The 13,535-nt window shown below is 61.9% G+C and carries 13 protein-coding genes; all 13 read right to left on the reverse strand.

What is annotated here, in order from left to right; translation table 11 throughout:
- Window positions 1-255 (reverse strand): hypothetical protein (locus ACIQU2_RS28440; RefSeq protein ID WP_403145845.1); only part of this gene is annotated, 255 nt, incomplete at its 3' end.
- 34 nt (window positions 256-289) lie between these two features.
- Complete coding sequence (locus ACIQU2_RS28445) at window positions 290-1,165, reverse strand: SDR family oxidoreductase (protein ID WP_403145848.1); 876 nt, start codon at window positions 1,163-1,165, stop codon at window positions 290-292.
- A 26-nt stretch (window positions 1,166-1,191) separates the two neighbouring features.
- Window positions 1,192-2,340: an acetyl-CoA C-acetyltransferase gene (locus ACIQU2_RS28450; RefSeq protein ID WP_403145851.1), complete on the reverse strand. Its 1,149-nt coding sequence runs from the start codon at window positions 2,338-2,340 to the stop codon at window positions 1,192-1,194.
- A gap of 42 nt (window positions 2,341-2,382) precedes the next feature.
- Window positions 2,383-3,438, reverse strand: a complete 1,056-nt coding sequence (locus ACIQU2_RS28455; protein ID WP_403145853.1) for an acyl-CoA dehydrogenase family protein — start codon at window positions 3,436-3,438, stop codon at window positions 2,383-2,385.
- A 10-nt stretch (window positions 3,439-3,448) separates the two neighbouring features.
- Window positions 3,449-4,615 carry an acyl-CoA dehydrogenase family protein gene (locus ACIQU2_RS28460; RefSeq protein WP_403145874.1) on the reverse strand — a complete coding sequence of 389 codons (1,167 nt, stop codon included), beginning with the start codon at window positions 4,613-4,615 and terminating at the stop codon, window positions 3,449-3,451.
- 10 nt (window positions 4,616-4,625) lie between these two features.
- Window positions 4,626-5,381 (reverse strand): enoyl-CoA hydratase family protein, encoded by a 756-nt coding sequence (locus tag ACIQU2_RS28465; protein ID WP_403145855.1) that lies wholly within the window; start codon window positions 5,379-5,381, stop codon window positions 4,626-4,628.
- Window positions 5,382-5,392: 11 nt separating this feature from the next.
- The gene (locus ACIQU2_RS28470; protein WP_403145857.1) at window positions 5,393-6,460 is read right to left on the reverse strand and encodes an NAD(P)H-dependent flavin oxidoreductase; all 1,068 of its coding nucleotides are present in this window, start codon (window positions 6,458-6,460) and stop codon (window positions 5,393-5,395) included.
- Between the two features lie 2 nt (window positions 6,461-6,462).
- Complete coding sequence (locus ACIQU2_RS28475; protein ID WP_403145860.1) at window positions 6,463-7,335, reverse strand: enoyl-CoA hydratase; 873 nt, start codon at window positions 7,333-7,335, stop codon at window positions 6,463-6,465.
- A 24-nt stretch (window positions 7,336-7,359) separates the two neighbouring features.
- Complete coding sequence (locus ACIQU2_RS28480) at window positions 7,360-8,148, reverse strand: CoA-transferase subunit beta (protein ID WP_403145861.1); 789 nt, start codon at window positions 8,146-8,148, stop codon at window positions 7,360-7,362.
- A 12-nt stretch (window positions 8,149-8,160) separates the two neighbouring features.
- The gene (locus ACIQU2_RS28485) at window positions 8,161-9,042 is read right to left on the reverse strand and encodes a CoA transferase subunit A (protein WP_403145863.1); all 882 of its coding nucleotides are present in this window, start codon (window positions 9,040-9,042) and stop codon (window positions 8,161-8,163) included.
- Between the two features lie 11 nt (window positions 9,043-9,053).
- The gene (locus ACIQU2_RS28490; RefSeq protein WP_403145866.1) at window positions 9,054-9,950 is read right to left on the reverse strand and encodes a VOC family protein; all 897 of its coding nucleotides are present in this window, start codon (window positions 9,948-9,950) and stop codon (window positions 9,054-9,056) included.
- A 539-nt stretch (window positions 9,951-10,489) separates the two neighbouring features.
- On the reverse strand, window positions 10,490-11,611 hold the full coding sequence (locus ACIQU2_RS28495; RefSeq protein ID WP_403145868.1) for an LLM class flavin-dependent oxidoreductase: 1,122 nt from the start codon (window positions 11,609-11,611) through the stop codon (window positions 10,490-10,492).
- A 122-nt stretch (window positions 11,612-11,733) separates the two neighbouring features.
- The gene (locus ACIQU2_RS28500) at window positions 11,734-12,918 is read right to left on the reverse strand and encodes a flavin-dependent monooxygenase (protein WP_403145871.1); all 1,185 of its coding nucleotides are present in this window, start codon (window positions 12,916-12,918) and stop codon (window positions 11,734-11,736) included.
- Between the last annotated feature and the right edge of the window lie 617 nt (window positions 12,919-13,535).

Consider the following 13,535-nt stretch of genomic DNA (forward strand, 5'->3'; position numbering starts at 1 on the left):
AAAACTGCGTAACTCATTGTTTACCAAGGAGTTTTCCGTTTCGACTGCGCCGGAAGTGGGGCGAATTATAGACTTCCAGAATCTGCCGTCAACCCTTAATTGCGCTTTTCTATCAAACACTTGCAGAACGCCGGAAAACAGCCTGTTTCCTTTCTCTATATAGGAGAGCAAAACGAATCCTTCTATATAGAGGGATTGGAAATCCCAAAGTCCCTGGATAGTTTCGCGCAGCCCCAAAAAGAGAAACAGGACCAAGCACCAAGTGCTTGATCCCCTTAGGGCGGCCCCATCAGCTGCCGTACACTTTCGCCGCGGGCACCGCCCGGGCCATCAATTGCTCTACTGCCTGAGCCACCTCACCCACCGCCCAACGCCCTTGCCTGTCCAGTTCCGGACCTCTACGCCAACCGTCGGCAATCGACAACTTGCCGCCCTCGACTTCGAACATCTGCCCGTTGACCGCACTGGACGCTTGCGAGCCGAGCCAGACCACCAGCGGCGCAACGTTTTCCGGAGCGAAGTAGTCGAAGCCCTCTTCGGGTTTTTTCATGGTATCGGCGAACACCTGCTCGGTCATTCCGGTGCGCGCGGCCGGGGCCAGGGCGTTGACGGTTATGCCATAGCGACCCAGTTCGGCCGCCTGCACCAGCGTTAACGCAGCGATACCGGCCTTGGCAGCGGCATAGTTGGACTGACCGATGGAGCCCTGCAAACCGGCCCCGGAACTGGTGTTGATGATCCGCACACTCAACTGCGCACCACCCTTGGCCTGCTCGCGCCAGTAACGCGCGGCGTGGCTGGCGATACAGAAGTGGCCTTTGAGGTGCACGGCCACCACCGCATCCCAGTCGGCTTCGGTGAGGCTGGCGAACATGCGGTCGCGACAGATGCCGGCGTTGTTGACCACCACGTCCAGGCCACCGAAGGTTTCGATGGCCTGGCGCACGATCAACGCCGCATCGTCGTAGCGGGTGATGTCGTTGCTGTTGGCCACGGCGCTTCCACCCTGCCCGAGAATTTCGCCGACCACGGCCAGCGCCGCTTCACGATTGATATCGTTGACCACCACTTTAGCGCCCTCGGCGGCGAAGGCCAGCGCGTAAGCCCGGCCCAGACCACCGCCGGCACCGGTGATGATCACCACGCGGTTCTCACAGATTTTCATGTTCCTGCTCCCTTCAAATACATCGCTTACAAGCGTTCGATAATCGTCACGTTGGCCTGGCCGCCGCCTTCGCACATGGTCTGCAAGCCGAAGCGTCCCCCGCTGCGCTCCAGTTCATGCAACAGCGTGCACATCAACCGGGTGCCGGTGGCACCCAGCGGATGGCCGAGGGCAATCGCCCCGCCGTTGACGTTGGTCTGTTCATGGGGATAACCCGTCTCCTTGAGCCAGGCCATGGCCACCGAGGCGAAGGCCTCGTTGATCTCCACCCGGTCGATGTCTTCCAGCTTCATCCCGGCTCGCTTGAGTGCATAAGCGGTGGCCGGGATGGGTGCGGTGAGCATCCAGATCGGGTCTTCGGCACGCACGCTGAGGTGGTGGATACGCGCGCGCGGTGTCAATCCGTAGCGTTTGAGTGCTGTTTCAGAAACGATCAGCATCGCGCTGGCCGCGTCGCAGGTCTGGCTGGACACTGCCGCGGTCACCCGGTCGCAGCCAAACAGAACGTCCAGTTCGGCCATTTTCGCCAGGCTGGTCTGGCGCGGCGTTTCGTCGTGCACAACTGCGGCCAGTGGCACGATTTCCCGGTTGAACCGCCCTTGCTCGATGGCCCGCAATGCCCGCTGATGGGACTCCAGTGAATAGGCTTCCAGTTGTTCGCGGGACAGCCCCCACTTCTCGGCAATCATCTGCGCCGAACGGAATTGAGTCGGCGGTTGTGCGCCATAACGCCGGACCCAACCTTCGGAGCCGCTGAACGGATCACTGAAGCCCAGCGGTTCGGCAGCGATCATCGCTGAGGAAATAGGAATCTGGGTCATGGTTTGCACGCCGCCAGCGACGACCACATCCTGGGTGCCGCTCATCACCGCTTGGGCGGCAAAGTGCACCGCTTGCTGGGACGAACCGCACTGGCGATCGATGGTGGTGCCGGGTACCGCCTGCGACAGGCCGGCAGCCAGCCAACTGGTCCGGGCAATGTCCCCGGCCAGCGGGCCAATGGTGTCGACACAGCCGAAGATCACGTCGTCGTAATCGTCATCGGGGATGTCGTTGCGCTCGACCAGCGCACGCAAGACGTGGGCGCCCAGGTCGGCTGCGTGAATCTGGCTCAAACCACCCTTGCGTCGCCCGGTGGGCGTGCGCAGGGCGTCGACAATATAGGCTTCAGGCATGGTGTACCTCGGGGTAAATGTTGACGTCAGGCACAGTCGCCGTCAGAAAGTTTTTCCAGCACCCAGTGCTGGATTGCCGTCGAACAATGCCGCGCGGATCCGCCCTTTGTGATGGCCACGATCACCCCAGACCTTGTCCAGCGCCCAGGCGCGTTTCATGAACAAATGCAGGTCGACTTCCCAGGTGTAACCCATGGCGCCGTGTGCCTGAATGGTGTTTTTCGCGGCGAGCATGGCGGCTTCCGAAGTTGCCAATTTGGCATGGGACACCAGCACTTCCTGTCCCGGTTGCTGCTCGGCCAGTGCATAGGCGGCGCGATACAGCGGCCCTTTGGCGAACTCGATCTGCACCGCGACGTTGGCCATCAAATGCTTGACCGCCTGAAACGAACCCACCGGTTTGCCGAACTGTTTGCGCTCAAAGGTGTAATCCACCGCGAGGTCGACCATGCGCTTGGCCAGCCCCAGCATTTGCGCGGCACAGCCCAGCGCGCCACGATTAAACGCGGCGGCCCACAAGCGCCGGCCCTGTTCTCCAGCGGCCACGCAGGTGGCGGACGTTGGTGTCCAGTCGACCTGAAACAGCTGGCGACTGGGATCGACCGACACATTGCGGGTCAGGCGCACTGCGCCAGGTTCGACCGCATGCACCTCATCGCCATGAGCCAGCAACAGCAAATCGGCGACGTGAGCATCGCTGACCAGCGGGTTACCCGGCTCGGCAATCGCCAACCGTGCGCGGCCTTCCGCGACGCGCGCCAGCCAGTGCTGTTTGAGCACCGCGTGGCTTTCATCAAGGGCGGCGAGCAACGGCACGCCGATCAGCATCGTCTCCACCAGCGGCTCGGGCAGGCCGGCATAACCACATTCCTGAGCGAGCAGAATGAAGTCCAGCTCATTCATGCCCATCCCGCCTTGCTCTTCGGGAACGGTCAGCGCGGTCAGGCCCAACTCCACCAATTGGGCCCAGAGCTGATCGCTGCGCCCACTATCGCAAAGCCAGAGTTCGCGAATGCGCTCCGGGGTGACCTCGTTGATCAGAAAACTCCTGACGTTGTCCTGGAACAGCAACTGGTCGCGGCTGAAACTAAAGTCCATGGTCTATTCCTCAGGCACGCGGCATGCCGAGCATGCGTTCGGCAATGATGTTGCGCTGGATCTCGTTGGTGCCGGCATAGATCGGTCCGGCCTGGGCAAACAGAAAACCTTCCAGCCAATGGCCGACGTCGCCCGCAGCAGGTGCTTCGGGCAGCAGCTCGCCACGCAAGCCGAGAATGCTCATGGCGGTGTCGTGCATGCGCTGATCGAGTTCCGACCAGAAGATTTTGTTGGTCGAAGACTCGGGCCCGATCTTGCCGCCCTGCACCAGTTTCGAGGCGGTCATGTAGGTGCTCAAGGTGTATGCCTCGGCGTCCAGCCAGGCGCGCATCACCGACTCGCCAATGGCCGGGTCACGGTCAGCCTGCTCGCGGTTGGCCTGGTACAGCTGCACCAGTCGCCGAGCGGTTTCCTGAAAACGTGCGGGTGAACGCAGCAGCAAACCGCGTTCGAACCCGGCGGTGGACATTGCCACATGCCAACCCATGCCCTCGCCGCCCAGCGCGTTTTCCACCGGCACCTTGACGTCGTCGAAGAAAATCTCGGCGAACCCCGGCAAACCATTGAGCTGAGGAATCGGCCGCACCGTGATCCCCGGACTGTCGAGCGGCAGCAGAATAAACGTCAGGCCCTGATGGCTTTGGGAGTGAGGGTCGGTGCGGAAAATGCCGAATACCCAATCTGCCCACACGGCGCGGGTCGACCAGGTTTTCTGGCCGTTGATCACGTAATGGTCGCCCACCCGTTCGGCCTTCGAGCGGATCGCCGCCATGTCGGAACCCGCGCCCGGTTCGGACCAGGCCTGGGCCCAGATGTCTTCGCCAGTGGCCATGCGAGGCAAAAAGCGCGCTTTCTGTTCGTCGCTGCCATATTCCATCAGCGTCGGGCCGAGCAGGAAGATGCCGTTCTGGTTAACCCGTGCAGGCGCGCCAGAGCGGTAGTATTCCTCTTCGAAGATCAACCACTCGATCAAGTCGCAACCGCGCCCGCCGAGATCGATCGGCCAGGTGACCATGCCCCAGCGACCGTCGTTAAGCTGGTTTTCCCAGGCACGGTGCTCGGCAAAGCCTTGCTCGGTATCAAACGATTGCAGCGGTTCACAGGGTACATTGGCCGCCAGCCAGGTCCGCGCCTCGGCGCGAAAGGCCTGCTGGGCCGGGGTGTATGTCAGGTCCATGAGAGTGCCTTCAGCCGTTGAAGTGGGCATCGCGCTTCTCGACGAACGAGTCGCGTGCTTCCTGTGAGTCCAGTGAGCGATAGGCCTCGAGCGTGAAGCCCTGCTCCCAGCGATATTTGTCTTCCAGATTGCCGTCTTCGATACCGTTCAGCGCTTCTTTGGCGAGGCTGATCATGGCCGGGCTCTTGGCGGCGATGGTGCGGGCGATCTGCAACGCGGCCTCACGCAAGTCCTCGCGCTTGACCACACGCTCTACCGCACCCAGGCGCCAGGCCTCGGCGGCATCGATCATCTCGCCGGTGAAGTACATGTGACGGACTTTCTGCACCGGGAACAGCCGCTGCAAATGCGCGCCGCCACCCATGGCACCGCGATCGACCTCAGGCACGCCGAAACTGGCGCACTCGGAGGCCACCAGAATGTCGGCCGCGCCGCAGATGCCGATGCCGCCGCCGAGGACGAAGCCGTGTACGGCGACGATGACCGGTTTCGGATTGCGGTGGATGGCCTTGAAACTGTCGTAGTTGCCTTTGTTCACCGCCACGATCAGGTTGCCGTCGGCGGCCAGTTCCTTGATGTCGACCCCGGCACAGAAGCCGCGCCCTTCGGCGCGAATCACGATCACCCGCACGCTGGCGTCGCGACCGAGGCCTTCGATCTCGCTGGCGATATCGGCCCAGCCCTGGCAATTGAAGGCGTTGACCGGTGGCTGGTTGAACACCAGTTCGGCAATGCCGTTATCGATACTGACGCTAAATGGTTTCATGCCTTTCCCCTTCACGACACACGGCGGCACAGCTCGCCCAGACGCGCTTCGGCGTCACGGACGATCTGTTCAATCAATTGGGCGCAGCTGGGCAAGCTATCGATAGACGCGGCGATCTGGCCGGCGGGCAGTACACCTTCGGCGGGTAACCCGTCGACCATGGCTTTCTGAATCACCATCGGCGCGTTGGCGGCCATGATGCTTTGGGCGGCCGTCAGCTCACCGCTGCCGCGCATTTTCAAAACACTGCCGAGCAGTTGCGTCAGGCTCATGCCACTGTGGCGGCGGTAAGCCAGGCCACTGCGGACCGCCAGCAACAAGCGTTTGAGACCACCACTCGCTTCAAGCTGGTTGAGCAATTCGTTGCGAATCATCCGTTGCGGCATACCGTCGATGGCGCGACTGATGATGATCGCCGCCGGGTCCTTGACCGCGAGGTAACGCGACAGGGTCGCCTGTGGCACCGGACTGTCGGCGCACATCAGAAAGCGCGTGCCCATGGCGATGCCTTCGGCGCCATAGGCCAGGGCCGAGACCAGGCCTTTACCATCCTTGAAACCACCGGCTGCCACCACGGGCACCGAGACCGCATTGACCACTTGATCGAGCAGTAACGAAGTCGGCACCGTCCCGGTATGCCCACCGCCCTCGCCGCCTTGTACGGTGACGGCGTCAGCGCCCATTTCCACGGCTTTTTGCGCGTGTTTCAGAGCTCCGACCGTGGGCATGCACACCACGCCGGCGTCCTTCAGACGGCTGATCATTTGCTTACCGGGCGAGCGGCTGTAGCTGACCGCGCTGACGTTGTGGCGCAGCACCAGCTCGACGATCTCTGCGGCGTTGGCCTGGTACATATGAAAATTGACGCCGAAAGGCTGATCGGTCAGACGCCGGGTTTCGAGGATCGCTGCCTCCATCCGCTGAGGCTCGATGGTCGCCCCGGCGAGAAAACCGAAGCCGCCGGCATTGCCCGTGGCCGCCACCAGTTTCGGGTCGGCGACCCAGCCCATCGCGGTCTGGATGATCGGATAGCGACAGCCGAGTAATTCGGTCAGACGGGTATTCAACGAGATCGCCATGCTCACGCCCCGCCCGATGTGCGTTGCGAACGGGCCATGGCCTTGGCGTCATATCCGCCGAGTCGGTCACCCGACATCAGCTCATTGTGCGCATGGGCGAAGTGATGCAGACCAAACACCATGTCCATGGTCGCGCGCTTGCCCATCAGGTCTTCGGCGTTGTTGACCGCCTGCTTGCTCAGTTGCAGACCGAGGCGCGGCATCTGCGCGATGCGTCCGGCGATGTCGAGGGTTTCCTGTTCCAGCAGATCGCGGGCAACCACCCGATTGAGCATGCCCATCTGGTAGGCGCGCGCCGCGGGCATGCGCTCGCCGAGGAACAGAAATTCCTTGGCGATGCGCGGGTTAAGCTCATGCACATGGGCGAAGTACTCGACCCCGGGAATGCCCATTCGCACCACCGGATCCGCGAAGTAAGAATCCTCACTGGCGACGATCAGGTCACAGACCCAGGCCAGCATCAGCCCGCCCGCGATGCACGCCCCCTGGACCATGGCGATGGTTGGCTTGGGCATTTCGCGCCAGCGGCGGCACATGCCCAGATAGACTTCCTGCTCTCGGGCGTAGAGAAACTCGCCGCCCGGCTTGTTCACATGGTCGTACCACAGGCTGGCACGGTCGAAGGTCTGATCGACGTCGCGACCCGGCGTGCCGATGTCATGCCCGGCGGAGAAATGCTTGCCGGCACCCCGCAGCACGATGACTTTCACCTCATCGTCATCGCAGGCCTGGCGAAACGCCGCGTCCAGCGCGTAGGTCATCTGCGAGTTCTGCGCGTTGTGGTACTCGGGGCGATTCATGGTGACCAGGGCCACCGCGCCGCGCACCTCGTAAAGCACCACGTCGGCCTCGTTCTTGTCGTTATGTTCAGCCATCACTTTTCTCCGAAACGGGGGCGCTCAGCGTTGGCCTGGCGGGTTGTCTTTGAGCTGGCTGGCACGCAGGTTGTGCGGGTCCAGGCGCTGGATCAGCTGCAATTGCTCGACGGTCGGTTCAGCCGTGATCGGGCAGTCTTGCGGCACATGCAAAGCAAATCCGGTGTTGTCCTGAACCTCGGCCACCGTCACGCCGGGGTGCAGCGAGCGAATGCGCATTTGCCGGTGCGGGCCGAGGAAATCCAGCACGCAGAGGTCAGTGATGATCAGGCGGATATCGATCTCGTCCAGCGACCAGCCGCGCGCCAGACGCGCCGGGTTGTAGCCGACCGAGGCGACCATATCGACCTCGCCTTCGACGAACACCCGACGGTTGTGGCTGGGTACGCAAAAAGAGTTGGCGTGGCTGATCGAGTTGCCGGGAAAACCGCGCACGCCGAGCATTTGCGCCTTGGGTTTGGCGTAATCGCCAATGCATGAAATGTTGGCCTGGCCGAAACGGTCGATCTGGGTCGGGCCCACCAATGCGTGGCGCTTGCCGCCCCACACGTTGTCAAAAACTCGCGAGAAACCCATCCAGCTGTCACGCTTGGGTTGATAGCCGTTGCGCGCGCCCAGCGGCACCGGTTCGGCGATCATGTAGGCTTCGGAGTCGGTCATCAGCAGCTGCGGATTGCTGCTGAGCATGCTCAATGAGGCGGCCAGGCGCGGGATCACGCCGATGCCGCTGGCCAGGACCTCGCCATCGTCGCGCCAGGCTTCGGAGGCGGCGCAGATCATCAGTTCGGCGAGGCTGTAAGTGGTAGTGCTCATCGCAAGGCTCCCTTAAAAAATCGGCAACGGCAGTTGGCGGATGGCAGCCAGGCCGCCGACCTTGTCCAGGTACTGTTCGTGGGTGCAATCGACGTAATCCCGGACATAGGCCTGCCAGCCATCGACGGCCTGCGCCGAAGCGTTGTAAGCCTTGAAGTGCGCCACGTCGAAACCGTACAGCGGCGCGCAGGAAGACGGATGCGCACCGCCCGGCACGTGGGCCACCGCGGTGGTCAGGTTGCGTTCCCAGAACACCTGATGCGCGTGCCCGGCATCGGCATGGAAATACTCGCTGTCCACCAGTTCATCGCAGGTCACGTAGCTGTGAGTCGCGGCACGTACGAACAGGTCGTCCATGTAGTGATCGGGGCCGCTGATCTGGCAGACACCGCGCGCATCGGCACGGTCGACGTGAATCAGCGCCGCATCGAGCTTGAGCGCCGGCATCGCCACCCAGTCCTTGCCGTCGGCATAGGGCGAGGCGATCAGCTTGATCTGCCGGTTGTGGCGCAGCACATCCGTGCCCAGGCCTACCGCCGTCGGAATAAACGGCACATTCATCGCTGCCGCCCGCAGACCGAGCAGGAGCATGCCTTCGTCGATTTCCATCACCTCCAGCGCCGCCTCTTGGCGTGCCTTGCGGAAGTACGGTTCCAGTGGAATGAAATCCAGGGAAACAAAGGCGAACACCAGCTTCTTGATCTTGCCGGCCGCGCAGAGCATGCCGACATCCGCACCGCCGTAGGCGACCACGGTGAGGTCCTTGAGGTCCGAGCGCAGAATCTCCCGCACCAACGCCATGGGTTTGCGCCGCGGCCCCCAGCCACCGATGCCGATAGTCATGCCGTCACGCAGCTGGCCGACCATTTCGGCCGTGGTCATTCGCTTGTCCATCGTCATCGTCCTCATTGGCGACCGACACTGAAGTCGTGGCCCCAGTGGCTGACCACGGTGCTTTCAAAAGGTGTGTGGCGATCCCAATCCACCACCAAGCCATCGCAGCCGTATTCCAGGTCAAACCCGGACGGCGTCTTAATGTAGAACGAGATCATCTGATCGTTGGTGTGCTGACCGAGGGTGGCCGACAGCTTCACGCCGTTGGCGTGCACCCGATCAAGGGCGCGACCGACTTCGTCCAGCGCGTTGACCTCGACCATCATGTGCACGCAGCCGTGGGGCATCGGGCACTCGAAAATCGCCAGCGAGTGATGCCGACCGTTGTTGCAGTGCAGGAAGTGGATGCGCTTTTGCGGCTCGGCCGGGTCCGGGGTGAAGCGGACTTTCATCAGGTCGGACAGGCCAAAACCGAGCACTTGCTCGTAGAAGTCCCGGCAACGCTCGAAGCTCGGCGCCGGCAGTACCACGTGGCCCATCCCCAATTCGTTGGTGACGAAACCCTTGACCCCGACCGGCGAAACGAAGCGCGCGAAGTCCTGCAACGGTCCCCAGAACAGTTCGTGGCGATTGCCATCCGGGTCGCTGAAGTGCACCAGCTCCTGGACCTTGCGAATCTCGGCCTGGGCCATGGTGCCGCGAATGACTTGTACATCGGCCTGTTCCAGAACGCTGACAGCGTGTTCAAGCGCCGCTTTGCCAGGCACTTCCCAGCCGCACGCACCGAAGCCGTTCTCAGCGCTTTTCTCCACCAGAATACGGTAGTGTCGCTCGTCCATTTTCAGGTAAAGCCGCTCATCGTCATCGCTGCCGGCCACCATCATGCCCAGCACCTGGCTTGCGTACTGACGCCATTGCGCCAGGTCGCTGGATAACAGGGTGACGTAACCCAGACCACGGATATCCATGGATGCACTCCTCGTTTTTCAGGCCGAGCCACCCATCGGCGGCTGCCGGGGGAGACTTTATGTAGGGCTATTCAAGCGGGTTTGCGCAGGGGGAACATCGTCCAATGGGACTAGCGGAAATGAATGGCGCGGGCATAAAAAAACGGGCCATAGATGGCTAATGCCAGTCAGTTAAGCAATTTCAGCCGCGACGCACTCTATGTAGCAGCTGCCGAGCCCGCGAGGCTGCGTTCGGCTGCGTAGCAGTCGTGAGTCCGGCAGACACGGCCTACCTGACGCACCGCAATGTCTGGTTTTACGACTGCTTCGCAGCCGAACGCAGCCTCGCGGGCTCGGCAGCTGCTACGGATAACATTACGGCTCCGCTGACTGGCACTAGCCATAGATGGCCCGTTTGGTTGAAACACAAAACATGTGCGAGCGAGCTTGCTCGCGAAGAGGCCATCACAGTCAACATCGATGTTGAATGTAAGGCCGCCATCGCGAGCAAGCTCGCTCCCACAGGGGGCACGTGGTATTCACGCCTTCAGTGGCGGGTTTTAAGCCTTGCGAAAATGCGGGATCACTTTCTCGCCGATGTTGCGCAGGGTCTCCAGTTGCGCCCACTGCGGCACGGTGCCCATCTGGCAGATGAACAGGATTTCGTCGGCACCGGCATCGATCAGGCGCTGCACGTAACCGATGCAATCCTCGACAGTGCCGTAGGCGTGGTTGGGGTTCATCATCGCCATGGTCGGGTCGGAGAAATCGACGCTGACTTCTTCCGAGGCGAAGCGCGACTTGATCACGCTCTGGCCGTTGCCATCGACGAAGGTGTCGTCCTTCCACTTCTCCGGGTCCGGGCGCTCACCACCGCCGTACCAATAGCCCAACGACTCCATGAAGTAACGCTGGCCACGAATGCCGATGCGGCGCGCCTCTTCGTTGTTTTCCAACACGATGGCCGGGCACAGGGCTGCGATGTGCCGGTTGGGACGGAAACCCACCTGTTTCTTCTCGTCGCGGTTGTCCCAGGCTTCATGGTAGACCTCGACCTTCTTGGCGATTTCTTCCGGGCCACCGAAGCCCAACACCAGGGCGCCCATGCCGCGTCCGCCGGCGTTTTTCAGCGACTCGGTGTTGGTGCAGGCCAGGTACATCGGCGGGTGCGGGTCTTGATAAGGCTTGGGATGGATCGGCCGCTTGGGGATCTGTACGAAGTCGCCGTTGTGTTCGATTTCGTCCTGCACGAACATTTTCGGGATCAGGTACATCATCTCGTCGATCTGCGGCTGCAACGTGGTCAGGTCGTAACCGAAGGTGCCGGCCTCCTGCTGGGTGCCACCCTTGCCGACGCCAAAATGCACCCGGCCTTTGGACAACAGGTCGAGGGTCGCTATGCGTTCTGCGACTTTCACCGGGTGGTTCATCGCCGGTGGCAGGCAGACCACGCCGTGGCCGATGCCGATGCGTTCGGTCTTGCCGGCGACGAAGGCCAGCATGGTTTCCGGCGCGGACATGTGCGAGTAGTTGCTCAGCGCCGTGTGCTCTACGCACCAGAAGGTGTCGAAGCCGAGCTTGTCGGCCAGCACAGCCTGCTCAACGGTATCTTCGAAAATCTTGCGGTCGCCTTCACGGCTGGAGTCCACCGTCTGGGCTTCGTAAATCAGTGAAAATTTCATGGTTGATCCTTGTGTTTATTGGATGCGCAGTCGGCGCCAGAGACCTACGCCTTGTGCCCATGCTCGGGCATCGGCGGGGCGCTCGAATCACGCAAACGGACTAGCTGACTCAAAGGGAAAAGTCAGAGAAAAAAGTCATTACTGTCCTGGCCCATGCTGACCCCGCCGAGATTCCAGGCGTACTTGGCCGGGTTGTTCGCGACGTGGGCGCGGCCGGTGTGAATGTCGCGGAATGCCCGGTTGATCGCGTGGCTGCGGAAGATGGTCGAGGCGCCGCTGTTGAACATCAGGTCGGCAACCGCTTTGGCGCACTTGTCGGCCACCAGCGCCGAGTCGTAACGCATCTTCACCCGCTCGGGCATGCTCAACGGCTCTGCGCTGTGGGCCCTTTGCATCATCAGAGCGAAGTTGCGCAGCAGGACGGTTTTGCACTCGTCGACGCAGACCATGGCGTTGGCCAGCACGGATTGCGCGGCCGGGTCCTGGACCATTTTTCGACCGTCGTTGACCCCGACCCGCGCGCGGTTGTGCTCGACAAACTGATCCACCGCGCCCTGCAGGGCACCAATGGCCGAGGACGACACCGCCCGCACAAAAATCTGCCCGAACGGCAGGCGGAACAGCGGCGCGGTGTTCACTGCGTTACCCGGACTGTTCTGCATGAAACCGTCAAAGGCGCGATGAGTGCGGTACTCCGGAACGAAGGCGTTCTCCACCAGGATGTCGTGGGAGCCGGTGGCTTCCAGGCCCATGACATTCCAGTTGTCGAGAATCTGGTAGTCGCTGCGCGGCACCAGGAAAGTCCGGTAATCCGGCGCCCCGCCCACCTCCTCCGGTGGCACCAGCGCTCCCAGGAACACCCAGTCACAGTGCTTGCTGCCGGAAGAAAACCCCCAACGCCCGCTCAGCTTGAAACCACCTTCGACCCGCTCGACCTTGCCCACCGGCATATAGGAAGAAGAGATCAGCACACTGGAGTCGGCGCCCCAGACATCTTGTGCCGCACGGTCATCGAACAGCGCCAATTGCCAGTTATGGATCGCCACCACACCCAACACCCAGGCCGAGGACATGCAGCCTTCGGCGAGGGTCATCTGCACCTCGAAGAAGTCCTTGGGTTCGAGTTCATAGCCTTCCCAGCGCGATGGCTGAAGGATGCGAAAGAACCCGGCGTCGTGGAAATCCTTCAGCGTTTCTTCAGGCAGCTGGCCGGCTTGCGCGGCGTTCAGGGCACGTTCACGCAAGATCGGCACCAGCTCGCGGGCACGTTGGCTCAGACGCTGGCGAATCAGGTCTTGGTTGAGCATTTTTATTGTTCTCCTCTGTTCACCCCATCCGCCGGGGCGCGCGTGCAGCGGGGCGGATGCAGCACCGGTGGTGCTCGCCTCCACAGCGGCATTCAAGCAATGCGTGCGGCGGTGGGCATCCCTCAAACGGACCATGTGGCGTTTGAAGAAAAGCGAAGGATGAAAGCGAAGATCAAAAGATCGCAGCCTGCGGCAGCTCCTACAGGGGACTGCGTACAGCCTTTCGCCTTTCGCTCCTCACCACTCAACAGGCCGAGCGTTAGCTCGCCTGCAAGCTTTTGATCTTGATCCACCCGCCCCTTCGGGAGGCTGAGTGGAGGTGTTCATCCGGGGGTGGGCGCGCAGCGCCGTTCGACGAAGTCGAACACATCGAGAGGAGGTCGAAGCGAAGCCGACCGGAGGCGATGCCCCCGGATGGATACCGGAACGAAGGAACGCCGAGCCTAAGCGAGGGGCCGGACGCTCGGGGCGAGACTTTTTGGTTCCTTTTGTGGCGTTTGACAAAAGGGACTCGCCGTAAGGGCCATCCCTTTCAAGGTCTTTTGACTTTAGCGGCCTTGAGCACCCGATCCGTTGACACGTGGGCATTGGCGGCTTTGCCTTCAAGCCACTCCTTT

The sequence above is a fragment of the Pseudomonas sp. NPDC098740 genome, assembly GCF_044760065.1.
Lineage (GTDB): Bacteria > Pseudomonadota > Gammaproteobacteria > Pseudomonadales > Pseudomonadaceae > Aquipseudomonas > Aquipseudomonas rossensis.

What these genes read in the sequence shown, in the direction of transcription:
- ACIQU2_RS28485 (WP_403145863.1), bottom strand. Translation starts at nt 9,042, where the DNA reads ATGGACAAGCGAATGACCACGGCCGAAATGGTCGGCCAGCTGCGTGAC.
- ACIQU2_RS28465 (WP_403145855.1), bottom strand. Translation starts at nt 5,381, where the DNA reads ATGAAACCATTTAGCGTCAGTATCGATAACGGCATTGCCGAACTGGTG.
- ACIQU2_RS28490 (WP_403145866.1), bottom strand. Translation starts at nt 9,950, where the DNA reads ATGGATATCCGTGGTCTGGGTTACGTCACCCTGTTATCCAGCGACCTG.
- ACIQU2_RS28500 (WP_403145871.1), bottom strand. Translation starts at nt 12,918, where the DNA reads ATGCTCAACCAAGACCTGATTCGCCAGCGTCTGAGCCAACGTGCCCGC.
- ACIQU2_RS28495 (WP_403145868.1), bottom strand. Translation starts at nt 11,611, where the DNA reads ATGAAATTTTCACTGATTTACGAAGCCCAGACGGTGGACTCCAGCCGT.
- ACIQU2_RS28445 (WP_403145848.1), bottom strand. Translation starts at nt 1,165, where the DNA reads ATGAAAATCTGTGAGAACCGCGTGGTGATCATCACCGGTGCCGGCGGT.
- ACIQU2_RS28460 (WP_403145874.1), bottom strand. Translation starts at nt 4,615, where the DNA reads ATGGACCTGACATACACCCCGGCCCAGCAGGCCTTTCGCGCCGAGGCG.
- ACIQU2_RS28455 (WP_403145853.1), bottom strand. Translation starts at nt 3,438, where the DNA reads ATGGACTTTAGTTTCAGCCGCGACCAGTTGCTGTTCCAGGACAACGTC.
- ACIQU2_RS28470 (WP_403145857.1), bottom strand. Translation starts at nt 6,460, where the DNA reads ATGGCGATCTCGTTGAATACCCGTCTGACCGAATTACTCGGCTGTCGC.
- ACIQU2_RS28480 (WP_403145861.1), bottom strand. Translation starts at nt 8,148, where the DNA reads ATGAGCACTACCACTTACAGCCTCGCCGAACTGATGATCTGCGCCGCC.
- ACIQU2_RS28475 (WP_403145860.1), bottom strand. Translation starts at nt 7,335, where the DNA reads ATGGCTGAACATAACGACAAGAACGAGGCCGACGTGGTGCTTTACGAG.
- ACIQU2_RS28450 (WP_403145851.1), bottom strand. Translation starts at nt 2,340, where the DNA reads ATGCCTGAAGCCTATATTGTCGACGCCCTGCGCACGCCCACCGGGCGA.